Consider the following 21,033-nt stretch of genomic DNA (forward strand, 5'->3'; position numbering starts at 1 on the left):
CCTTCGTTAATTGGCATCAGGTTGATTTTCGGGCCGGGCAGCGTCGAACGCCGGGGTGGCAAGGCAGCGCGTCTCGATCTCGGTCAAACGGCTGAATGGGGCGAGGTCGCACCCCCAGCGATGGGCATTGTAGAGCTGCGGCACGAGGCAAATCTCCGCCAAACCGGGCGCGTCGCCAAAGCAGAAGGGCGTGCCGGGGTCGATCAGTTGGTCGAAGGCGGTCAGGCCGCGCTGCATCCAGTCGTTCATCCAGTCCACGGCCTCTTGCTGGCTGTGACCCATCGACTTGAGCTTTGCCACGACCCGCAGGTTGTTCACCGGATGAACATCGGCGGCGATGATCAGGGCGGCGGCGCGAACCTTTGCCCGCAAGGTGGTATCCGTGGGCAAGAGCGCCGGGTTGGGATGTGTCTCTTCCAGCCAGTCGAGGATGGCCATCGACTGGGTCAGGACCGTGTCATCCTCCAATACGACGGTCGGAACGCCCTGCCCCGGGTTCAAACTGGCATAGTCCGGCGCCGTTTGGGCGCCTGCAACGAGGTTGACCGGGACCGGCTCGTAAGCCAGTCCCTTGAGATTCAACGCGATCCGCACCCGGTAGGATGTGGTTGATCGCCAATAGGTATAGAGCTTCATTTCTTGCCCGGCGTGCCGTCAAACTTCTTCTCGATGTCCTTCCAGCAGTCGATGTAGTCGTCCTGAAGCGGCGCTTCCTTGCCCGCGAACTGCGTCAATTGCTGCGGGAAGCGGGTCTCGAACATGAAGGACATGGTGTTGTCCAACTTCTCGGGGCCGAGGTTGGCGTTCGAGGCTTTCTCGAAGGCGTTGCGGTCTGGCCCGTGCGGCAGCATCATGTTGTGAAGGCTCACGCCGCCCGGCACAAACCCTTGTGGTTTGGCATCGTATTGGCCATAGATATTGCCCATCATCTCGGACATGATGTTCTTGTGATACCACGGCGGCCGGAAAGTATCCTCCATCACCATCCAGCGTTCTCGGAACAGCACGAAGTCGATGTTCGCCGTGCCGGGTTGCCCCGAGGGCGCTGTCAGCACGGTGAAGATTGAAGGATCGGGGTGGTCGAACAGGATCGCGCCGACCGGGCAGTAATTGCGCAGGTCGTATTTGTAGGGCGCGTAATTGCCGTGCCAGGCGACGATATCCAGCGGGCTCTGACCGATCCGGGTGGTGTGGAACTGGCCACACCATTTCACGGTGACGGTCGAAGGCACTTCGCGATCCTCGAAGGCCGCCACAGGAGCCTTGAAGTCGCGCGGGTTGGCCATGCAGTTGGCACCGATCGGGCCACGGCCGGGGAGTTCGAATTTCTGGCCATAATTCTCGCAGACGAACCCGCGTGCCGGACCGTCCAGCAACTCGACCCGGTAGACAAGGCCGCGCGGGATGATGGCGATCTCCTTGGGTTCAAGGTCGATGATCCCCAACTCGGTGGCAAAGCGAAGCCGTCCCTCCTGCGGCACCACCAGCATTTCGCTGTCGGCAGAGAAGAAATAGTCGTCAACCATGGACTCGGTGACCAGATAGATGTGGCTGGCCATGCCGACCTGGGTGTGGACGTCGCCCGCGGTGGTCATGGTGCGCATGCCCGTCAGCCAGGTCAGCGGCTCTTCCGTGTGCGGCACCGGATCCCAGCGGTACTGGCCAAGGCTGGTGACGTCGGGGTGGATGTCGGGGGCCGAGCGGAAATACGGCAGGTCGATCTTTTCGTAGCGGTGGCTGTGCTTGACCGACGGCCGGATCCGGTAGCACCAGGTGCGCTCGGGGCGGACATCGGTGAAGGCGGTTCCGGACAGCTGCTCGCCGTAGAGGCCATAGTTGCACTTCTGCGGAGAATTCATGCCCTGCGGCAGCGCGCCGGGCAGCGCTTCGGTCTCGAAATCATTGCCGAAGCCGGGCATGTAGCCGGCGGTTGTCGTCGCACCATCGGCCTTCACCATCGGTCTTCCGTCTTCAATGCTCATCTGGTGCCTCCTGCCCACTGACGGCGGTCGGATCATCGACCGCGATATCGCCGAGAACCTATGTTTTCCTGATGGAGGGGTCGAGATCGCGTTTCACCAAGTGAAACGTTCAAGGCATGTCCTGCCCAAAGCTTCCTTTGGTCAGGTTATCAAATTGCTGCGCACGCGGCTCACAATGCGGCTATGCGTTGCAGGAGCACGATCCGAGGTACCTCGAAAGGCCTAAGATGCGGACAAGGACGAAGCTGCTACCCGCGCTACAACGGTTGAACGGACGTAGTAGCGACGACAGGGAGTTTTCTTCAGGTGTCTACTCCATCCTGCGTCGCTCTGGCGGTTCTGCTCCAGAGTTGTAAGGGCCGGGCCGGAAACCATGCGGCGGCCGCCACAGCGGTCGCATGACCCACCGCCACGCCAATTTATTGACCGTCAAAATTATCGTTGCACCCGCACTATGTGTTGTTTATAACACTTACTGTCGGACACTAAAGGGGAGCGCAATGGTCACCACGTCAAGTCGACAGCATAGAACTTCTCCGAAAAGCGTTCCGGGCTTGGATCTGGTTCGTTTGCAGGCGTACCTGATGCGACACGGAATTGTTCTGAACCCGAGTACCGCGCCCAAGAAATTCTCTGCCGGCTATGGAAACATGAACTTCCTCATTCAAACTGAAGGCGCGCCCCTGGTATTGAGGCGCCCGCCGCTGGGTCCGGTCCCGCCTGGGGCCAACGATATGGCGCGCGAGTACCGTATACTTTCGAGCCTTCACCCGGTGATGCCGTTGGTCCCGAAAGCCGAGCTGTTCTGCGATGACCTGTCGGTCATCGACGCGCCGTTTCTCTTGATGGAATATCGCCCAGGCCTGGTCATCGGCGAGAAATTACCGTCGGACACTGTTGGGAATTGGCGAAACGCCGGGCCGATTGGTAGCGCCCTTGGCCGCAGGATTATCAATGTCCTGCACGAATTGCATGCGATCGACGCCGACGCGTGCGGCCTTGGAACCCTTGGGCGGCCCGACGGCTTTGTGGAACGCACCCAACGCGGTTGGAGCAAACGCGCACGCTTGGCTTGGGGCGGTGCGGCGCCCGACCAACTGGACCCGTTCCTGGAGTGGCTCGCAGCCCATCAGCCCAAAACGATGAGCGCGCCAACCTTGATTCACAACGATTTCAAGCTCGACAACATCATCCTCGACCCGAAAACACTTGAACCCCGGACCCTGATCGATTGGGATATGGGCACGCTGGGCGATCCGCTTTATGACCTCGCGGTCTTGCTCAGTTACTGGACCGAGGCCGGAGATCCTGAGGCGATGCACCAGTTGCGCCAGATGCCCACGGCGCGCCACGGCTTTCCCACCCGCGAAGAGGCCGCGGCGCTCTATGCCAACGCGAGTGGACGCAGACTGAATGACTTCACCTATTACCGTGTGCTGGCTACATTGCGCCTCGCCGTCGTGTTCCAGCAACTTTACCGCCGCTACGAGAGTGGCGGCACCGATGACCCGGATTTCGCCCGTTTCGACGACCTCTCTCGGGGGCTGCTGAGCTTTGGCCTGCGGGTCGCCCGCGGTGACTTTTACTGACAAGGACTGCCCATGATTTCTTTCGAGCCCACCCCCGAACAGGATGCGCTGCGCCAGCGGATCGAACGCTTCGTCATGGAGCAGATCGTTCCGTATGAGAAAGACCCGCGCAACACGTCCCATGGCCCCACCGAAGAATTGCGGATCGAGCTGAACGCTCTGGCCCGCGACGCGGGGCTTTTCGCGCCGCATGTGCCGCAGAAATGGGGCGGCCTGGGGCTGGATCACGTCAGCATGGCGATTGCCTTCGAGGCCTGCGGGCTGTCGCCGCTCGGGCCCATCGCGATGCATTGTGCCGCGCCGGACGAGGGCAACATGAACCTGCTCGACAAGGTCGCGACCGAAGCACAGAAACAGCGCTGGCTGAAGCCCTTCGCCGCCGGTGAATTCCGCTCGTGCTTCTCGATGACCGAGCCTTGGGGTGCCGGGGCCGATCCCTCCGAGTTGAGGACGAAAGCGCGCTATGACGGCGAGGATCTCCTGGTCAGCGGCGTCAAATGGCTGATCACCGGGGCGCAGGGCGCGGGCTTTACCATCATCTTCTGCGATGTGCAGGCCGAGGGCGACAAGCCCGGTGGCCCGACCATGCTGATCTCGGACATGGACGCCGACGGCATCACCCTCACGCGGCAGCTTGATACGCTCGACAGTTCCTTTACCGGCGGCCACTGGGAGGTGACTTTCGACAATCTGCGCATCCCGGCCGAGAACGTGCTGGGCGAGGTTGGCCAAGGCTTCCGCTACGTGCAGGTGCGGCTTGCCCCGGCGCGGTTGACCCATTGCATGCGCTGGCTGGGCGGCGCGATGCGGGCGCAGGGGATTGCGCTGGACTATGCCCGCAAACGCGAGGCTTTCGGCAAGCCGATCGGACGCCACGGCGAGATCGGCGCCATGCTGGCCGAGAACGAGATGGAGTTGCAGCAGAGCCGGCTGATGATCTGGTGGGCCTGCGCCCTGCTCGACAAGGGCGAACAGGGCCGGCACGAAAGTTCGATGGTCAAGACGGCGGTGTCCGAGGCGCTGTTCCGCGTCGCCGACCGTTGCGTACAGATCCTCGGTGGCATGGGGGTGACCGGCGACACGGTGGTCGAGCAGATCTTCCGCGAGACCCGGGCCTTCCGTATCTATGACGGGCCGTCCGAGGTTCACAAATGGGCGATCTCGCGCCGGATCATGAAGGGTTAACCGCTTCTGGGGAGGAGCAAGCATGCAACGTGTTGAGATGACGAGCTACGAGGCCGCCTGCGAGCGCTTCGAATGGCAGGTGCCGGAGACGTTCAACTACGGCGGCGATGTGGTGGATGCCTGGGCGACGTACCCCGAGCGCATGGCGCTGATCTGGGTCAACGAGGCGGGCGAGGAGCGCCGCTTCACCTATGCCGACATCCGCGACCTGACCAACCGCTTCGCCAATTACCTGACCGCCAAGGGCGTGCGAAAAGGCGACCGCGTGCTGATCATGCTGCCGCGCATTCCCGAGTGGCAGATCGCCATGGTCGGCTGCAACAAGATCGGCGCCATCCCGATCCCCTGCGTCACCATGCTGACCGAGAAGGACGTGACTTACCGCATGAAGCATTCCGGCGCGGTGGCGGTGGTGACGACCGCGGCAGAGACGCACAAGATTGCCGGGGCGGCCAAGGTGCGGCTCTCCGTCGGCGCGACAAACGGCTGGGATGACTTCGAGACCGAAATGGCGCGGCACAGTGCCGATTTCACACCGGCCCGGGTCGCGGCCGAAGACCCGGCGATCATGTTCTACACTTCCGGCTCGACCGGGCTGCCCAAGGGCGTGATGCACGCCAGCCGGGCGCTGTTTTCCTGGCGTGTCTCGGCCTGGTACTGGCTGTCGCTGACCGAGCAGGACGTGATGTGGTGTACCGCCGACACCGGCTGGTCAAAGGCCGGAACCTCGATCCTCTACGGTCCGTGGAGCTGCGGCGCGACGGTGCTGTTCTATGACGGTCCCTTCGACCTCGAAAAGCGGCTGGAGCTGCTCGCGCGCCACAAGGTCAGCGTCTATTGCGCCGCCGCCACCGAGATCCGCCAGCTTGTGCAGGTGGACACCTCGGGCCATGACCTCTCGGCTCTGCGGCTGTCGGTTTCGGCAGGCGAGTCGGTGAACCCCGAGATCGTCAGGGCGTGGTCGGACAAAACCGGCGCGCTGCTGCTCGACGGCTACGGGCAGACCGAGACGCTGATGACCGTGCTCAATTATCCGCAGATGCCGGTAAAGCCCGGCGCGATGGGCAAGCCGCTGCCGGGCACCGAGGCCGCGATCCTGGGCGAGGACGGACGTGAGGCCCCCGTCGGCACCCCCGGACAACTGGCAATCCGTTGCCCGCATCCGCAGCTGATGCTGGGCTATTGGAACAACCCCGACAAGACGGGCGAGAGCTATCTGACCGTGGGCGGCGTGACATGGTTCCTGACCGGCGACACCGCCAGCATGGACGCGGACGGCTACCTGTTCTTCGGCGGGCGCGATGACGACGTGATCAACTCGTCGGGCTACCGGATCGGGCCGATGGAGGTGGAGAACGCCTTGATGGAGCATGAAGCCGTGCTGGAATGCGCCGCCGTCGCCAGCCCCTGCGAGACCCGCGGCGAGGTGGTGAAAGCCTTCATCATCCTGAAGTCCGGACATGCGCCGAGCGACGCGCTCGCCAAAGAATTGCAGGATTTCACCAAGGCCCTGACCGCGCCTTACAAGTACCCGCGCCGGATTGCCTTTGTCGACGCATTGCCCAAGACGCCCACCGGCAAGATCCAGCGGCGTCTGCTGAAGCAGCAGGAGTTCGAGGGTCAGCCCGCATGAACTGCCCCGAGCGGCCAGAGGCGCGCACTGCTGCCGAAGCCATCACCTCGCGCCGCTCGGTCAGGGCCTTCCTGCCCGAGCCGGTCCCGCGCGAGACGCTCCGGCGCATCCTGGAGATCGCCGGGCGCGCGCCCAGCGGCTCCAACATCCAGCCGTGGCATGTGGATGTGCTGACGGGACCTGCGCTGGACAGGTTGACCACCGCGATCACGGACCGGTTCGACGCCGGCGATGCGGGCGAGGAAACCTATCAATATTATCCGACCCTGTGGCGCGAGCCCTACTTGGCGCGGCGGCGGGAAACCGGCTGGGGCCTTTATTCCACACTCGGCATCGCCCGGGGTGACGCGGCGCGGATGCGGGCGCAGCACAGGCGCAATTTCTTGTTTTTCGACGCGCCGGTGGGGCTGATCTTCAGCATCGACCGGGACCTGCCGATTGGAAGCTGGCTCGACACCGGCATGTTCCTGCAAAGCATCATGATCGCGGCGCGGGGCTTCGGGCTGGACACCTGTCCGCAACAAGCCTTTGCTGCCTATCATCAGACCATCCGCGAGGTGCTGGCCCTGCCCGACGATCGCACGGTGATCTGCGGCATGGCGATGGGTCACGCCGACCCGTCCGATCCGGCGAACCGGTTCGAAACCGGGCGCCGCGCCGTCGAGGACTACACACGGTTTCACGACTGATATCCCCCTCCCGGCCTCGCGCCGGGACCTCCTGGCCACGCCGCGAATGAAGCCCCGGATCACGTCCGGGGCGCAGATCGCATCTGACAGCCTTCACCGCTCAGTCAAAACTGTCGCCCTGGTGCTCTCCGACCCCCGGCGCCCGCCGCAGCGGCGCGTTGTCATAGGCCGAGAACTTCACCGGCTGGCGCAACACGGGCTGTGCTGTGCCATCCTGCCGCGTGACCTCTTCAAACAGCCCGCGCGTCCGGAACTGCGGGTCCTCTGCAAGCTCCTCACGGCGCAACGCGGGCCCCCACATCTGCCCCGAGGCCTCGAACAGCGCTTCCCAATGCGCGAAGGGCTTTTCGCGGATGCGCTCTGCGATCTTCGCGACGAGGTCATCGCGCCGGGCCACGCGCTGTGGACGGGTCAGACCAACGCCCTCCATCAGCCCCACATCGCGGCACAGCTTATCCCAATAGGCATCTTCGTGTGCCACCGAGGTCGTCAGCCAGCGCCCATCCGAAGTCTCGTAAAGCGCATAACCCGGATCGCGCTGCGGTAGGCTGGCGTCCTCTGCGGCGTCGGCGGCGATGAAGGGCGTCTGCAAGGCCAGCACCGCGTCACTCATGGCGATGTCGACATGGGTGCCCTGCCCGGTCCGCTCGCGGGCCAGCAAGGCAGACAACACGCCGGTCAGCGCATAAAGCGCCGAGACAGAATCGCCCAGCAGCACCGCAGGGGGCAGACCGTCGACGGCGCCGCTGATGCGTTCGCCCAGGGCACCGCCGATCCCCTGGAAGGTCACATCATGCGCCGGGCGCATCCGGTAGGGACCGCTTTGGCCGAAGCCCGATATCGACACATAGATCAGGCGCGGATTCACCGCGTTCAGGTCGTCGTAGCCAAGCCCAAGCTTCGCCAGCTTGCCGGGCCGAAAGCCTTCGAGAAACACGTCGGCCTGTTCGATGAGCCGCAGGAGCTCCGCCTTCTGTGCCGGGTCGCGCGCATCCAGAGCCACTGAGCGCTTGTTGCGATTGAGCCCCTCGTAGAACGACGGCAGAAACCGCGAAGGGTCGCCGCCCGGCCGCTCCACCTGGATCACATCGGCGCCCATGTCCGACAGGGTCAGCGTGCAGAACGGCCCGGGATATTGTTCGGCCATCGAGACGATCTTCAGCCCTTCGAGGGCGCCGGGTTTTCGCTCTGCCATCAGATCGCCCAGCTCTGCGCGTCGTCGACCGTCAGCGCTTCGCCGTTGACGAAATGGCTGCGCGGATCGACGAGAAACAGCAGCGCGCTGTCGAGGTCCTTCGGCTCGCCCACTCGGCGGCGCGGCAGCTTTGCCAGTTCGGCCTTACCTTGGTCGGTGTCCCAGAACTCATCGTTGATCGAGGTGCGAATATAGCCCGGACAGAGCGCATTGACGCGGATGCCGTGCTGGCCCCATTCCAGCGCGTGACCGGCGGTCAGATGCCGGATCGCCGCCTTCGACATGGTGTAGAGCGACACGCCCTTGGCCACACGCGTCGAGAGCATCGAAGAGACGTTGACGATGCACCCCTCGCGACCCTCGTCGATCCAGCGCTCGGCGCAGAGCTGCGACAGCCGCCAGGGCGCACGGACGTTGACCGCCATGGTCTGCTCGAAATCCTCGAGCGTCGCCTTGTGGGCGCGGGCGGGCCTGCTGATACCGGCGTTGTTGATCAGAATGTCGGGCGTACCCATCTGCTCGGACACGGCGGCGATCAGCGCATCAGGCGCGGCAGGATCCGCGGCATCGAAGCCGAAGGCCTGCGCCTGGCCGCCCTCTGCCGTGATCCGCGCCACCAGATCGTCAAGCTTGCCGGTGCTGCGCGCGGCCACCGCAACGGCCGCGCCCTGCCCGGCCAGTGTCAGGGCGAACTGATAACCCAGCCCCGACGACGCGCCGGTCACCACCGCGATCTTGCCTTCTAGCATCTGTTTCCTCCTCCGAAACTGCGATTGCCTTGAACGCTATCACGCGCATTAGTGTCGGACAATAATAGAATGTCACATCAGGCGGCTTCGCCGAAAAAGCGCGCTTGGAGGGTCTGCCTGACCGAGGGATCACGAGTCAGTTCGATGAACCGGCGCACCTCCAGCCGCAAGGCCGGCTCGATGGGCATCTGCAGCCCGTGATAGATGGCCTCGGCAATCAACCTCTGCTCGGGTCGCTCGGCCACGCCATCCCGGGTCAACCCGGCGTTCAGCGCGTGGAAGTACCGCTCAATCTCCAGCGCGGATGGCCCACGATAGCCCCGCGCCATCCACGGCTGTTCGGCGGCGGGATTGTCCAGCAGCCACCGGCGGGCTGCATCGCGCAGGGCACCTTCAGGAACAACATCGGTCAACAGGCCCAAAGACCGCGCTTCCGACACGTCGTAGGTGGCCCCCTGCAACATGTCCGCCGTCACCCGCTGCCACGGCGCCAGACGCGCCAGACGCTGCGTGCCACCGAAGCCCGGCATCAACCCCAGCCCGGCCTCGGGCAAGCCGAGTTTGATCGCCGGATCGTCCACGGCGAATCTGGCATGCGCCGCCAGTGCCATCTCGAAACCGCCGCCCAGACAATGCCCGTTGATCGCCGCAGCCACCGGCTTGCCACAGGTCTCCAGCCGGTAAAGGCTGTCCTTGACGCGGGCCATGACGGACCAGAGATCCTCGGCTGACATGTCGAAGAAGCCACAGACCATGCGCAGATCCGCGCCGGCATGGAGCGAGGTCTTGCCGGAGGTGATCAGCACGCCGCGAATGGAAGAGTCCGAGGCCACCTGCTCCACCAAGCGCACCCACTCCTCGATGGCATCAATGGAAAACACGTTGACCTTGCGGTCCGGATCGTCCCAGCTCAGCTCTGCAATGCCGTGCCCGTCGACGCCCAGGGTAATGACCTTGCTCATGCGCTTTCTCCGTCCATCCGTTCGATCACCATGGCGATCGCCTGTCCCGTCGCGGCGCAGAGCGTGGCGCAGCCGAATTGCCTGTCCGCGCGCTCCAACTCGTCGAGCAGCGTGCCCAGGATCATCGCTCCCGTGGCGCCCAGTGGATGGCCCATGGCGATGGCCCCGCCGTTGACATTCATCCGGTCGGGGCTGACTCCGGATTCCTCCTGGAAATAGAGAACCACCGAGGCAAAGGCTTCGTTCAGCTCCCACAGGTCGATGTCGGCATAGCCCAGCCCGGCCTGCTTCAGCGCCCGGTCGCAGGCGGCCTTGGGCCCGGTCAGCATGATCGTCGGCTCGGACCCCACCGAGGCCAGCCCGAGGATGCGGGCGCGCGGCATCAGGCCGTTCTCCTTGCCAGCCTTCTCAGACCCCAGAAGAACCGCAGCCGCGCCATCGACGATCTGCGAGGAATTCCCGGCGTGATGGACGTATTTCAGTATGCCGATGTCGGGGTATTTCTGTTCCGCAACAGCGTCATATCCCATCTTCTTCGCGTAAAGCTCAAAGGAAGGGTTCAGCGCGCCCATGGACTGCATGTCGGCCCCGGGCCGGATCGCCTCGTCGCGGTCGAGCACGGTCAGACCGTTGCGGTCCTTCACCGGCACGATGGAGCGGGCAAATCGGCCCTCCTCCCACGCGCGGCCCGCGCGGCGCTGGCTTTCCACCGCCAGGGCATCCACGTCGTCGCGGCTGTATCCCCGCAGCGTGGCGATCAGGTCGGCCGAGATGCCCTGCGGCACCGACTTGCGCGGGATGGCGATGCCGGGATCGGCCAGCACCGGCATGCCGGACGACAGCATCGACACCCGGCTCATCATCTCGACCCCGCCGGCCACGGCCAGGCCGACCTCGCCGCTGGCCACCTTTCCCGCTGCGATGGCGCAGGCTTCCAGCCCCGAGGCGCAAAAGCGGTTGATCTGGACGCCGGGAACCGCCTCGTCATAGCCCGCCTCCAGCGCTGCCGTGCGCGCGATGTCTCCGCCCTGATCGGCCACCGGATCGACGCAGCCCAGCACCACGTCGCCGACGGCCGAGGTGTCGAGGTTCGACCGTTCCTTCAAAGCCTTCAGCGGGACCGTGGCCAGTTCCACCGGGCTGAGCTCTGCCAGCGCGCCGACCGAGGCCTTGCCTTTGCCGCGCGGCGTGCGCACGGCGTCGAAAATCCGAACATGTTGCATGGTCATCCCCTATTTCGCGGCCATGCGCAGCGCGCCGTCGAGCCGGATCACCTCGCCGTTCAGCATCGGGTTGGCAAAGATCGCGGCCACCAGGTCGGCGAATTCCTCGGCCTTCCCGAGGCGCGGCGGGAACGGCACCTTGGCCCCCAGCGAATCCTGAACCTCCTGCGGCAGACCGGCCATCATAGGCGTCTCGAAGATGCCCGGCGCGATGGCCATCACGCGGATGCCCGACCGCGCCAACTCCCGCGCAGTCGGCAGCGTCAGGCTGACCACGCCGCCCTTGGACGCCGCATAGGCCGCCTGGCCGATCTGGCCGTCGAAGGCCGCGACCGAGGCGGTGTTGACGATCACCCCGCGCTCTCCGTCCGGCCCCGGCTCGGCCGCTGCGATGGCCTCAGCCGCGAGCCGCATGGTGTTGAAGGTGCCCACGAGGTTGATCGAGACCGCGCGCGAGAAGCGGTCGAGGTCATGCGGCCCGTCGCGGCCGACGATTTTCTCTCCGGGCGCGACTCCGGCGCAATTCACCAACCCATGCAGGCCGCCGAAGCGGGTTTTCGCGGTCTCGATGGCTTCGGCCACCTGATCGGCGGAGGTCACATCGGCGCGGACCATCACCTTGCGGTCACCCTCTGCCGCGCCATCGATGTTGATGTCGAGCCCGACCACATTCGCCCCGCCCGCGATGAGCCGGGTCACGACCCCCGCGCCAAGACCGGAGCTCGCGCCCGTGACCAGTATCGTCTTGCCGTCAATGTCCATGCTGTCCTCCCTCAGTGACTTGGCTCAGATCGGTAGAGCGTTCCAGCATGGCAAACAATGACATTTCTGTTTCATATTATGACCGGAAATGCCATATGAAAGCCATGTCAGACCTCACGGCACCGATCATTCCGGTCTTCATCAATGAGGCCTTCGACTGCGCCCGCCGCGCCGGTCTCGATGCCGCGCCGATTGCCCGCCGGATCGCACCGGACGGGCCGATGACGCTGGCGCAATACGGAGAGTTCTGGTTCGCGCTCGCTCAGGAGATGCAGGATGAAATGCTGGGCATGACGGCGCACCCGATGCGGCCGGGAAGCTTTGCGCTGCTGTGCCATGCCATTCGTGGCGCGCCGACCCTGGGCAAGGCGCTGGAGCGCGCGCTTTGGGCCTTGGGCGTGATGGTCGGCGCGCCGCGCGGGCGGGTCACGGTCCGGAACGCGCAGGCCATCATCGCCTTCACCGACGACGGGCCGCCCGCCTCGGCCTTCGCCTATCGCACGCTTCTGATCGTGTTGCTGGGACCGCTCTGCTGGCTGGCGCGGCGGCGATTGCCCCTGGTGCAGGTGGCCTTTCGCTGCGCCGCGCCCGCGGGGGCCGAGGCCTATTCGCGCCTGTTCGGCACGCAGGTCCAGTTCGACGCGCCGGAAACGCAGGTGGTGATCGACGCCGCGCCTCTGACCCTGTCCGTCAACCGCAGCGAGGTCGCCCTGAAGCGCTACCTGAAACAGGCGCCGGGCAACCTGTTGGTGGGCTATCGCGGCATGGACGACGTGACCGGACAGGTCCGCGCGCTGCTGTCACGCACGTCGCCGCGGGATTGGCCGGACTTCGACAGTCTCGCCCGGCAGTTCCGCATGTCACCCAGCACCTTGCGACGGCAGTTCAAGGATCAGGGCGAGAGCTTTCGCAAGCTGACGTCCGAGTTGCGCGCGGCCAAGGCCCGGCACCTGCTGGCCGCGACCGACACGCCGGTTGCCAATGTGGCCGATCTCTTGGGGTATACCGAGCCGAGCGCCTTTTTCCGGGCCTTTCAGGGCTGGGCCGGGACTTCGCCGGCACGGTATCGGGCGGACAACCGGCAGGCACCTACTGTGTCGGACGATATTGAATAAATGACGAAATGCCTCGCATTAGCGTCCGGCAGCATGTAGGCTGACGTGGCGTAGTTCATCGTGAAAGTTGCCCATGAAACTCGACCTCGACACCACCGCCGATCTGCCTGTATTCCGACAGCTGGCGCTTGCCTTGCAACAGAAGATCCTCTCGGGCGAGTTGCAGCCCGGGGCACGCATGCCGGCCGAAACCGCGCTGGCCAGCGAGAACGGCATCCACCGTTCGACCGTGCGCGAGGCGATCCGGTCGCTGGAACAGCAGGGCCTGCTCTACCGTGAAGAGGGCAAGCGCAAACTCTTCGTGTCCCGCCCCGATACCGAGGAACTGTCGCGTCGGCTGGTAACCCCCTTGGTGATGAACGGCGTCACCTTCGAAGAGATCTGGGAGGCGATCCGCGCGCTCGACCCGGTGGCGGCCGAGGCGGCGGCGAACCGGCGCAACGCCGACAATCTGGCGGCTCTGGAGGACAACATCACCCGGACCCGAGCGGCGATGGACGACCCCGACGCCTTGGTCAAACTGGATATCGAGTTTCACGAATTGATTGCTCTGGCCGCCAACAACAGGGTGATCCAGTCGCTGAGGCTGCCGATCAGCGAACTGTTCTACCCGTCGTTCCAGACGGTGATGACCAGCCTCAACGCCAGCGAACGCCTGCTGACCGCGCATGAAAAGATCCTTCACGCGATCAAGTGGGGCGACGCGGATGAGGCCAAGGCCTGGATGATCAAGCACCTCAACGACTTCCGCAAGGGATACGAGCTGGCCAGCCTCGATATCACCGATCCGGCGGTCTTTCCCAAGGCGCGGGAGGCCTGAGGCTCAGACCGCCAGTTCGAGGATTTGCATCACATCGTCCGCGCCTTTGATCGGGCGCGGGTTCTTCGGCACCCAGGGGGTGTGAAGCGCGGCCTCTGCGATATCGGGGAAAGCATCCCGAGCAATACCGTTGGCGAGCAAGCCTCGCGGCTGCCCGAGGCTGGCGATCAGTCTGTGCAGGAGGTTGGACGCAGGCTCAGACGCATCCCCCAGCGCCTCTGCCACCAACATCTGGCGGTCGGCGTTGGCGGAGGCATTCCACGCCATCACCGCAGGCAGCATCAGGCAGGACGTGTGGCCGTGCGGGATGCCGTATCTCGCGCCCAGCACATAGCCGATGCCGTGGCTCGCCCCCATCGGCACGCCGCTGGTCAGAGGCCCCATCGACAGCCAGGCCCCCAGCAGACAATCCTGTCGGGCCCGCAAGTCAGCAGCGTCCGCCTTGACGCGCGTCAGCCCGTCCGCCAACAGCCGCAAGCCGTGCAGCGCCTGCGCGTCGCCGAAGGGGTTGGCCTCCTGCGAGCAGATGCCCTCGACACAATGGTCGATGGCGCGCACGCCCGTTGACAGGAACAACCATTCGGGCGTGTGCCGCGCGACCTCGGCATCGAGCACCACCACACGCGGCATCAGGCCCGGATGGAGCAGAATGTCCTTGGTGCCGGTGGCCTCGTTGGTGACGCCGGCAATGGCGCTGAATTCTCCGGCAGAGAGCGTCGTGGGGATGGAGATCTGCGGCACAGCGGGGGCCGCGACGTCGCCGTCAAGCAGCCGGTCAATGTCCTGGCCGGTCGAGACGTCATTGGCGAGGCAGAGCGCCACCGCCTTGGCCCCGTCGGTGGGAGACCCGCCGCCGATGGTGACGATAAGATCGGCCGCGACCTCCCGCGCCGCAGCGGTTGCCGCAATCACATCGCCGCGCGGCACATGCGCGCCCATCCGGTCGAAGACCCCGGCGCAACTCCTGCCCAGAGAGGCCTTCAGTTTCTCGACCTCGTCGGTCTCGCGACAAAGCGTGCCGCTGGCGATGACGAAAACGCGCCGCGCGCCGAGCCGCTCGGCCTCGGTCGCCACGGCCTGCGCGGCGGGGGTGCCGTGGATCACGGCCTCCATGGGGGTGAGCGCAATTCGGGTCATCGGCCTCTCCAATCAAAGTGGCAGCGCACCCGGGGAGCAGGGGCGCGCTGCCGTGCGGGCATATCAGTCGACGGCGATCACGTCGCCGAACAATGCCCAGTTGTCACCGTCGAATTTCATCAGCGACATCGCCTCGATCGGCGCGAAATCATCGGCGGCGGTATTCACCGTGATGCCCGGCAGCAGCATCGGCGCCTCGAAACCCTCGAGGTTGGAGGCCACCTTCATCAGATTCTCGCGCGTAAGCTCATCGCCCGCCTGCGCCAGCACATGCTCGATGGTGTAGGCGGTGGAATAGCACGACCAGTCCCACCAGTTGCCGTCCGAGGCCTTGGGAAAATACTCCGCCTTGAAGGCCTGCCACGCCTGAACGTCCGCATCCTCGGCATAGGCAGGGTTGGTCGGCTCTTTCAGGTACTGGGTCGAGATGATCCCGGTGGAATGATCCAGCCCCGCAGGTTCCAGCACCGCCGATTTGGCGTTGGAGACCGAGACCAGGAACTGCGTCGCATCCCAGCCGATCTCGCCCGCGCGCCGGATCGCCTGCGCCGCGAACTTGGGCGAGGCGACGTTGAAGAACACATCCGCGCCGCTTTCCTTCAGGGTCGACATCTGGCTGTCGACCGTGGCGGCCGAGGTGTCGTAGCTGACCGCCGAGACCACCATGCTCTCATCGCCCAGCTGGTCGATGAAGGCATCCATATAGTCGCGGCCGAAGTCGTCGTTCTGGTAGAGAATGCCGATCTTGGCGTCGGGCATGTTCTCCTTGATGTACTTGGCATAGATCCGCCCCTCCGCCGCGTAGCTGGGGATATAGGGCATGGTCCAGGGATAGTTCTCGGGGTCGTCCCACTTCGATGCGCCAGTCGTCAGGAACAGATGCGGCACCTTGCGCTGGTTCATGTAGCGATGGATGGCCGAGTTCGTCGGCGTACCGATGTTGCCCGCGATGAAGAGCACGCCTTCGCGCTCGACCAACCGCCGGGCCTGCTCCAGCATCTTGGCCGGGTTGTAGCCATCGTCCTGTACCGAGACGCTGACCTTGCGGCCGTTGATGCCGCCCTTGTCGTTGACCATGTCGAAATAGGCCGCAATGCAGGTGCCGGTCGAGCCATAGGCCGAGGCCGGACCGCTGAGCGGCACGATGGTTCCGAACTTGATCTCGTCGTCCGAGGCGCCCTTGTCATAGGTGGCGGCCATTGCGCCGCTGGCGAGGGTGAGGCCCAGTACGAGGGCAGTGGTTGATTTCAGCATGGTCGGTTCCTCCCTGTCTGCTGTTTTCTGTTGGTGTGCGTGGTGAGCTTGCCCTTGACCCAGCCGAGCATCCCGGCCAGTCCGCGCGGCTGGATCGCCATGATCGCGATGATGACGCCGCCATAGACAGCCCAGCTTCCGCCTTGCCAGATCTCTTCGGTCACGTTGGGCACCATGACGATGAAGACCGCGCCCAGCAGCGGGCCGACCAGCGGCGAGCAGAGCCCGCCCACGACGACGGCGGTGAACAGCGAGATCGACAGGAAAAACGGAAAGCTGTCAGGTGCCACGAATTGCACGGCAACCGCCTGAAGCGCACCTCCGACCGAGCAGGCCAGTACAGAGAAGACAAAGGCGCGGGTCTTGGCGCGGGTGACGTCAAAGCCCATGGCGCGGGCGGCAATCGGGTTGTCGCGCGTGGCGATCCAGGCCTTGCCATTGAGCCCGCGCACCAGCCGCAGGGTGAGAAAGGCAAAAAGCAGGAAATAGCCCACGACTGCGAGGTAGATCGACTGGTCAAGGTCCAGCCCGGCCCATTCGGGCGCGGGGTTGATCAGCAGGAACAGCCCCTGCACGCCGCCCGTCCACTCTGCAAAGAGGTCCGAGCGCAGAACCGTCGGCGTGGCAATCGCCAGCCCGAAGGTGGCCAGCGCAAGGTAGACGCCCTCCAGCCGAAGCGCCGGCTTGCCGATCAGCCAGCCTGCTCCCATGCCGACGATACCGGCGATCACCGGTGTCAGGGCGAATGGCACGGCAAAACGGTCGATGCAGATCGCGGCCGCATAGGCGCCGATGGCAAAGAACGCACCGTGGCCCAGCGAGATCTGCCCGTTGTAGCCCATCAGCACGTTCAGCCCCATCGCGGCGATGGCGTAGGACAGGATCGAGGAGGCGAGGAACAGCTCGTAGCCTTCCAGCACCCCGGTCGCGGCCAGCAGGGCCAGCGCTGCGGCGCCGTATCCGAGCCGCGCGAATGGCAGCGAGACCTTGCGGCTGCGGGGGGCGCTCAGGGCCTGGGTCATGTCTGTGCTCTCCATGGTCATTTCACACCCTCCGCGTCACGATTTCACCGAAGAGACCCGCGGGCCGCACCAGCAGAACCGACAGGATCAGCATCAGCGCGATCAACTCGCGGAACTCGATGCCGTAAGGAACGTAGGCCGAGACCATCGCCTCCAGCACGCCGACGATCAGCCCGCCCAGAGCGGCGCCAAAGGGGCTGGTGATGCCGCCCAGAAGCGCGCCAGCAAGGGCAAAGATCAGCGGTGCCAGGCCCATGCCGGGATCGAGAAAGGTCACCGGCGCGATCATCACGCCCGCCACCGCGCCGATCCCCGCCGCTAGCCCCCATCCGAGCGCCAGCATGACCGACACGTTGATCCCCACAAGGCGGCTGCTTTCATGGTTGTCCGCAGCAGCCCGCAGCGCGAGGCCGAGGCGTGTGTAGCGAAAGAAGAACCACACTGCCGTCAGCACCGCCCCGGTGGTCAGCAGCGACCCCAAGGTATGCGCGCGGATCGACAGGTCGTCCATCAGGCTGATCGAGCCGTCGGAAAAGGCGCTGGGGAAGGGTTTGACCTCATAGTTCCAGATCGCCCCGGCCAGGCTGTGGATGCTGAGAAACAGCCCCACAAAGACTGCCACAACCACAAGGTCATCAGCCTTGGCAAAGGGCCGGACAACGACACGCTCCAGCACGATGGCCCCGACAAAAGACACGGCCACGGTCAGCAGGATCGCGGGCCAGATCGGCACGTCCATCTGCACCAGCGTCCAGGCGATGAAGGTGGAGAACACCGCCATCTCGCCCTGCGCCAGGTTCACGTGGCCGGTGGATTTGTAGATCATCACCAGGGCCAGTGCCATGATCGCGTAGATGCCGCCCGACGACAGGCCGATGATGAGTTGTTCAAGAAAAAAGGTCATGCCCCTGCCCCCTCTGCCGCGACGTCGCCCAGATAGGCCCGCGCGATCTCCTGGTTCTGCGAAAGCTCCTTGGCGGTGCCGCGCGCCACGAGGTTGCCCACCTCCAGCAGCGCGGCGTTCGAGGCCAGTTTCAACGCGAGGTTCGAGTTCTGCTCGACCAGCAGCATCGACACCCCCGCGTCGCGCGCAATCTGATCGAGGATCTCGAACAGCTGCTTCACGATCACCGGCGCCAGCCCGATCGAAGGCTCGTCCAGCAGGATCAACCGCGGCTCGGCCATCAGCGCCCGGCCAATCGCCAGCATCTGCTGCTCACCGCCCGAAAGCGTGCCGGCGTGCTGGCCCACGCGCTCTTTTAGCCGGGGAAAATAGTCGAACACCCGGTCGAGCGAGCGTTGGAAGTTACCGCGCTTCTTTGCGGTGAAGGCCCCGAGCCGCAGGTTGTCCATCACCGTCAGGCTGGAAAAGGTGCCGCGCCCGTCTGGGACATGTGCCACGCCCATACGCGCGATGGCCTCGGGGCTCTTGCCGGTGATCTCCTCGCCGAACAGACGCACCTCGCCATGGGTTTCGATCATGCCGCAGATGGCGCGCAGCGTGGTGGTCTTGCCCGCGCCGTTCGCACCCAAAAGAGCGGTGACTCCGCCCTCCGGCACCGCAAGGTCGATGCCGTGCAGGATGCTGCCGTGGCCATAGGAGGCTGTGACGTTGTTGAGTTCCAGCGCATGTTTCATGCCGCTTCCTCCCCGAGATAGGCCCGCAGGACCTGCGGATGCGCTCGTACCTCGTGCGGCAGCCCGTCAGCGATCTTCTGGCCGAAATCCATCGCCACCACGCGGTCGGAGACCTTCATGACGAGGTTCAGGTGATGTTCGACCAAGAGCACCGCGACCTTGAACTCGTCACGCACCTGCCGGATCAGGTCTTCCAGATGCCTCACCTCTTCGCGGTTCAACCCGCCGGCCGGCTCGTCGAGCATCAGGAGGCTCGGTTTCGCGGCCAATGCCCGCGCGAACTCGATCCGCTTGCGCACGGCGAAGTTCTGGTCGGCGATGGTGTGATCGGCGATATCCGCCAGGTCGAGCAACGACAGCAGATGCATGATCCGCTCGCGCGTCTCGGCCCGTTCTCGGCGCACCTTTGCCCCGTTGAAAATGTCTGCCGCCAGGCCACCGTTCATCGCGAATTGCGCGCCGGTCAGGACGTTCTCGTAGACCGTCATCGTCTCGAACAGCGCGATGTTCTGAAAGGTGCGGCCGATGCCGCGGGCGGCCATGTCCTCGGCTCCCAATGGGGTGATGGTCTCGCCCCTGACGAGGATATCGCCGGAGCTCTGGCGGTAGAGACGGCTGAGGCAGTTGAATAGCGTTGTCTTGCCCGCGCCGTTGGGGCCGATCAGCCCGAGAATCTCCTGCTCGTGGATTTCGAGCGAAATTTCGTTGAGGGCCACAACACCGCCGAACCGAATGATGAGATCCCGTACTTCGAGTAGTGGATTGCCGTTTTGCCGCACAGTGCGTCCTCCCTGCCTGCAGGAATCTCCCATACTCCCACATTAGTGTCCGACATTAATAACATCATGGAGATCAGTCAAGCCTTTGACGTTTAGTGTCCGACAAAAGTCTGCTGCGCCTAGAAAGTCCTGGAAAACATCTGAAGCTGGCCAGTACAGCCTGCTCTTTGGACCCCATGATCGCGTCTGGGACGGCGGCCTCCTCCGCGGCATTCTCAGTTCGAGGGTTGCGCCAGATTGGCTGGGGCCGCGCCTCAAGATTGCGGGAGAGACCACATCCAGAACACGGTTTAAGTGGCCCGTTGTCGTCGGAGTGACCGCCCGAGTACCCCGGAATGCTCGCCCCCCCCCTTGCGGCGATAGCTCGCACGGGGGGCGAACGGTTACCTACAAAAGCCAGTTTGCTTCCGCTTTTGGGATCGCTTCCGAGAAGGACATTTCGTGAATGATGTTGCCGGTTGCGACCTCGACACCGCCTGCGAGTGGCACTGTCATCCTGATGTCGCCGCCAAGACGGATATAGCCCGGCTGTGCGGTGTCTTCATTCGGTTCCTGGTCGGAATTGAGCGCGTCACTCAACAGGTGATTGCCCGAAATCTCGATGCGGATCATGTCGCCGTTGTAAAGTGTTTCGATCAGAAAGCCGTCAGGCCAGCCGTTCCCGGACTGCGGAGCGACATGGATCTCTCCAACAAAACTGTCCTCGAACTCACCTGTGCTCAGCAGGATTTCACTGCCTTTGGCCAACATGAACTTGCACACAACCTTATTGCCGTAGTCCGCGTTGTGTAGAATATACGAGAAATTCAGCGTGAAATCCCCACATTCGGCACGGCCCCAGTGCCACGCCTTAAGAACACCTTCGATACCGGCTTTGCCCCAATTGTGGTCGTGGTAGCCCTTGCCGTCCTCGATTTCGATCGTTTCGCCCGCAATCTGAATCGTGCCATTCACAACTGCGCGCGGTGCGGGCACGACATGCGCGTTAAACACCGTCAGCGCCTCGTCGAAATACATCGCACCGGATCCGGCACGCCAAGATTCAACTGTCGCGACAAGCTCAAGGTCGACGATCACATCATCATGCTCGGCGTGAAGCTGCCAATTCGGGTAGCGGCCTTTACACCAGTTGTTGCCCAGCTTTACGTCGCAATGCTCCTCGGACGCGATGAAGTCCACACCGGGGAACGGCACCTGAAAATCGCGGTTGGTGCCGTCGGGGGGCATTGCCAACTTGTTTGCACGCGGCTGACGGCGGCTTGGCCTGCGTCTGTCATGCGGTCATTTCGAGAGCGTAAC

Annotated in this window: 20 protein-coding genes; 6 read left to right on the forward strand and 14 right to left on the reverse strand. The window is 64.3% G+C overall.

The genetic code is table 11. The annotated features are described in order from the left end of the window. Positions 1-6: 6 nt before the first annotated feature. Positions 7-636, reverse strand: a complete 630-nt coding sequence (gene maiA / locus FOY53_RS19125; protein ID WP_146591875.1) for a maleylacetoacetate isomerase — start codon at positions 634-636, stop codon at positions 7-9. Continuing rightward, positions 633-1,982, reverse strand: coding sequence for a homogentisate 1,2-dioxygenase (hmgA, locus tag FOY53_RS19130; RefSeq protein WP_146591877.1), 1,350 nt, complete (start codon positions 1,980-1,982; stop codon positions 633-635). The genes maiA and hmgA overlap by 4 nt, the downstream gene beginning before the upstream one ends. Before the next feature lie 554 nt (positions 1,983-2,536). On the opposite strand from hmgA, the gene FOY53_RS19135 reads away from it, so the two are divergent. The 4 genes from FOY53_RS19135 to FOY53_RS19150 are packed head-to-tail and all read left to right on the forward strand — an operon-like array spanning position 2,537 to position 7,078. Next, entirely contained in the window at positions 2,537-3,571 is a 1,035-nt protein-coding gene (locus FOY53_RS19135; protein WP_186766671.1) for a phosphotransferase family protein, read from the forward strand. A gap of 12 nt (positions 3,572-3,583) precedes the next feature. Further along, on the forward strand, positions 3,584-4,756 hold the full coding sequence (locus tag FOY53_RS19140) for an acyl-CoA dehydrogenase family protein (RefSeq protein ID WP_146591881.1): 1,173 nt from the start codon (positions 3,584-3,586) through the stop codon (positions 4,754-4,756). Positions 4,757-4,778: 22 nt separating this feature from the next. After that, positions 4,779-6,389 carry an acetate--CoA ligase gene (locus FOY53_RS19145; protein ID WP_222435293.1) on the forward strand — a complete coding sequence of 537 codons (1,611 nt, stop codon included), beginning with the start codon at positions 4,779-4,781 and terminating at the stop codon, positions 6,387-6,389. Further along, on the forward strand, positions 6,386-7,078 hold the full coding sequence (locus FOY53_RS19150; RefSeq protein ID WP_146591883.1) for a nitroreductase: 693 nt from the start codon (positions 6,386-6,388) through the stop codon (positions 7,076-7,078). The genes FOY53_RS19145 and FOY53_RS19150 overlap by 4 nt, the downstream gene beginning before the upstream one ends. Before the next feature lie 100 nt (positions 7,079-7,178). Here the strand turns inward: FOY53_RS19150 and FOY53_RS19155 are convergent, their stop codons facing one another. From FOY53_RS19155 to FOY53_RS19175, 5 genes are all read right to left on the reverse strand, one after another. Beyond that, on the reverse strand, positions 7,179-8,273 hold the full coding sequence (locus FOY53_RS19155; protein WP_146591885.1) for a CaiB/BaiF CoA transferase family protein: 1,095 nt from the start codon (positions 8,271-8,273) through the stop codon (positions 7,179-7,181). Next, positions 8,273-9,022: an SDR family oxidoreductase gene (locus FOY53_RS19160; protein WP_146591887.1), complete on the reverse strand. Its 750-nt coding sequence runs from the start codon at positions 9,020-9,022 to the stop codon at positions 8,273-8,275. Before FOY53_RS19160 ends, FOY53_RS19155 begins: the two co-directional genes overlap by 1 nt. 77 nt (positions 9,023-9,099) lie before the next feature. Next, positions 9,100-9,984, reverse strand: coding sequence for an enoyl-CoA hydratase/isomerase family protein (locus FOY53_RS19165; protein WP_146591889.1), 885 nt, complete (start codon positions 9,982-9,984; stop codon positions 9,100-9,102). Further along, on the reverse strand, positions 9,981-11,207 hold the full coding sequence (locus FOY53_RS19170) for an acetyl-CoA C-acetyltransferase (RefSeq protein ID WP_146591891.1): 1,227 nt from the start codon (positions 11,205-11,207) through the stop codon (positions 9,981-9,983). Before FOY53_RS19170 ends, FOY53_RS19165 begins: the two co-directional genes overlap by 4 nt. A gap of 9 nt (positions 11,208-11,216) precedes the next feature. Then, positions 11,217-11,969, reverse strand: coding sequence for an SDR family NAD(P)-dependent oxidoreductase (locus tag FOY53_RS19175; protein ID WP_146591893.1), 753 nt, complete (start codon positions 11,967-11,969; stop codon positions 11,217-11,219). Positions 11,970-12,073: 104 nt separating this feature from the next. Here FOY53_RS19175 and FOY53_RS19180 point away from each other — a divergent pair, with 104 nt between their 5' ends. Next, positions 12,074-13,084, forward strand: a complete 1,011-nt coding sequence (locus FOY53_RS19180) for an AraC family transcriptional regulator (protein ID WP_222435294.1) — start codon at positions 12,074-12,076, stop codon at positions 13,082-13,084. 73 nt (positions 13,085-13,157) lie between these two features. Continuing rightward, on the forward strand, positions 13,158-13,904 hold the full coding sequence (locus FOY53_RS19185) for a FadR/GntR family transcriptional regulator (RefSeq protein WP_146591897.1): 747 nt from the start codon (positions 13,158-13,160) through the stop codon (positions 13,902-13,904). A 3-nt stretch (positions 13,905-13,907) separates the two neighbouring features. On the opposite strand, the gene FOY53_RS19190 is transcribed toward FOY53_RS19185, so the two are convergent. The 7 genes from FOY53_RS19190 to FOY53_RS19220 form a co-directional block, all read right to left on the reverse strand. Next, entirely contained in the window at positions 13,908-15,041 is a 1,134-nt protein-coding gene (locus tag FOY53_RS19190) for an iron-containing alcohol dehydrogenase (RefSeq protein WP_146591899.1), read from the reverse strand. 63 nt (positions 15,042-15,104) lie between these two features. Then, the gene (locus tag FOY53_RS19195) at positions 15,105-16,295 is read right to left on the reverse strand and encodes an ABC transporter substrate-binding protein (protein ID WP_146591901.1); all 1,191 of its coding nucleotides are present in this window, start codon (positions 16,293-16,295) and stop codon (positions 15,105-15,107) included. Next, positions 16,289-17,338, reverse strand: a complete 1,050-nt coding sequence (locus tag FOY53_RS19200; protein ID WP_146591903.1) for a branched-chain amino acid ABC transporter permease — start codon at positions 17,336-17,338, stop codon at positions 16,289-16,291. The genes FOY53_RS19195 and FOY53_RS19200 overlap by 7 nt, the downstream gene beginning before the upstream one ends. 1 nt (position 17,339) lies before the next feature. Further along, the gene (locus FOY53_RS19205; RefSeq protein WP_146591905.1) at positions 17,340-18,221 is read right to left on the reverse strand and encodes a branched-chain amino acid ABC transporter permease; all 882 of its coding nucleotides are present in this window, start codon (positions 18,219-18,221) and stop codon (positions 17,340-17,342) included. After that, on the reverse strand, positions 18,218-18,955 hold the full coding sequence (locus FOY53_RS19210; RefSeq protein ID WP_146591907.1) for an ABC transporter ATP-binding protein: 738 nt from the start codon (positions 18,953-18,955) through the stop codon (positions 18,218-18,220). The genes FOY53_RS19205 and FOY53_RS19210 overlap by 4 nt, the downstream gene beginning before the upstream one ends. Continuing rightward, positions 18,952-19,734 carry an ABC transporter ATP-binding protein gene (locus tag FOY53_RS19215; RefSeq protein ID WP_246107474.1) on the reverse strand — a complete coding sequence of 261 codons (783 nt, stop codon included), beginning with the start codon at positions 19,732-19,734 and terminating at the stop codon, positions 18,952-18,954. Before FOY53_RS19215 ends, FOY53_RS19210 begins: the two co-directional genes overlap by 4 nt. Before the next feature lie 387 nt (positions 19,735-20,121). Further along, positions 20,122-20,961 (reverse strand): hypothetical protein, encoded by an 840-nt coding sequence (locus FOY53_RS19220; protein ID WP_146591911.1) that lies wholly within the window; start codon positions 20,959-20,961, stop codon positions 20,122-20,124. Positions 20,962-21,033 lie beyond the last annotated feature (72 nt).

This window comes from Puniceibacterium confluentis (assembly GCF_007923445.1).
In the GTDB taxonomy this organism is placed as follows: domain Bacteria; phylum Pseudomonadota; class Alphaproteobacteria; order Rhodobacterales; family Rhodobacteraceae; genus Puniceibacterium; species Puniceibacterium confluentis.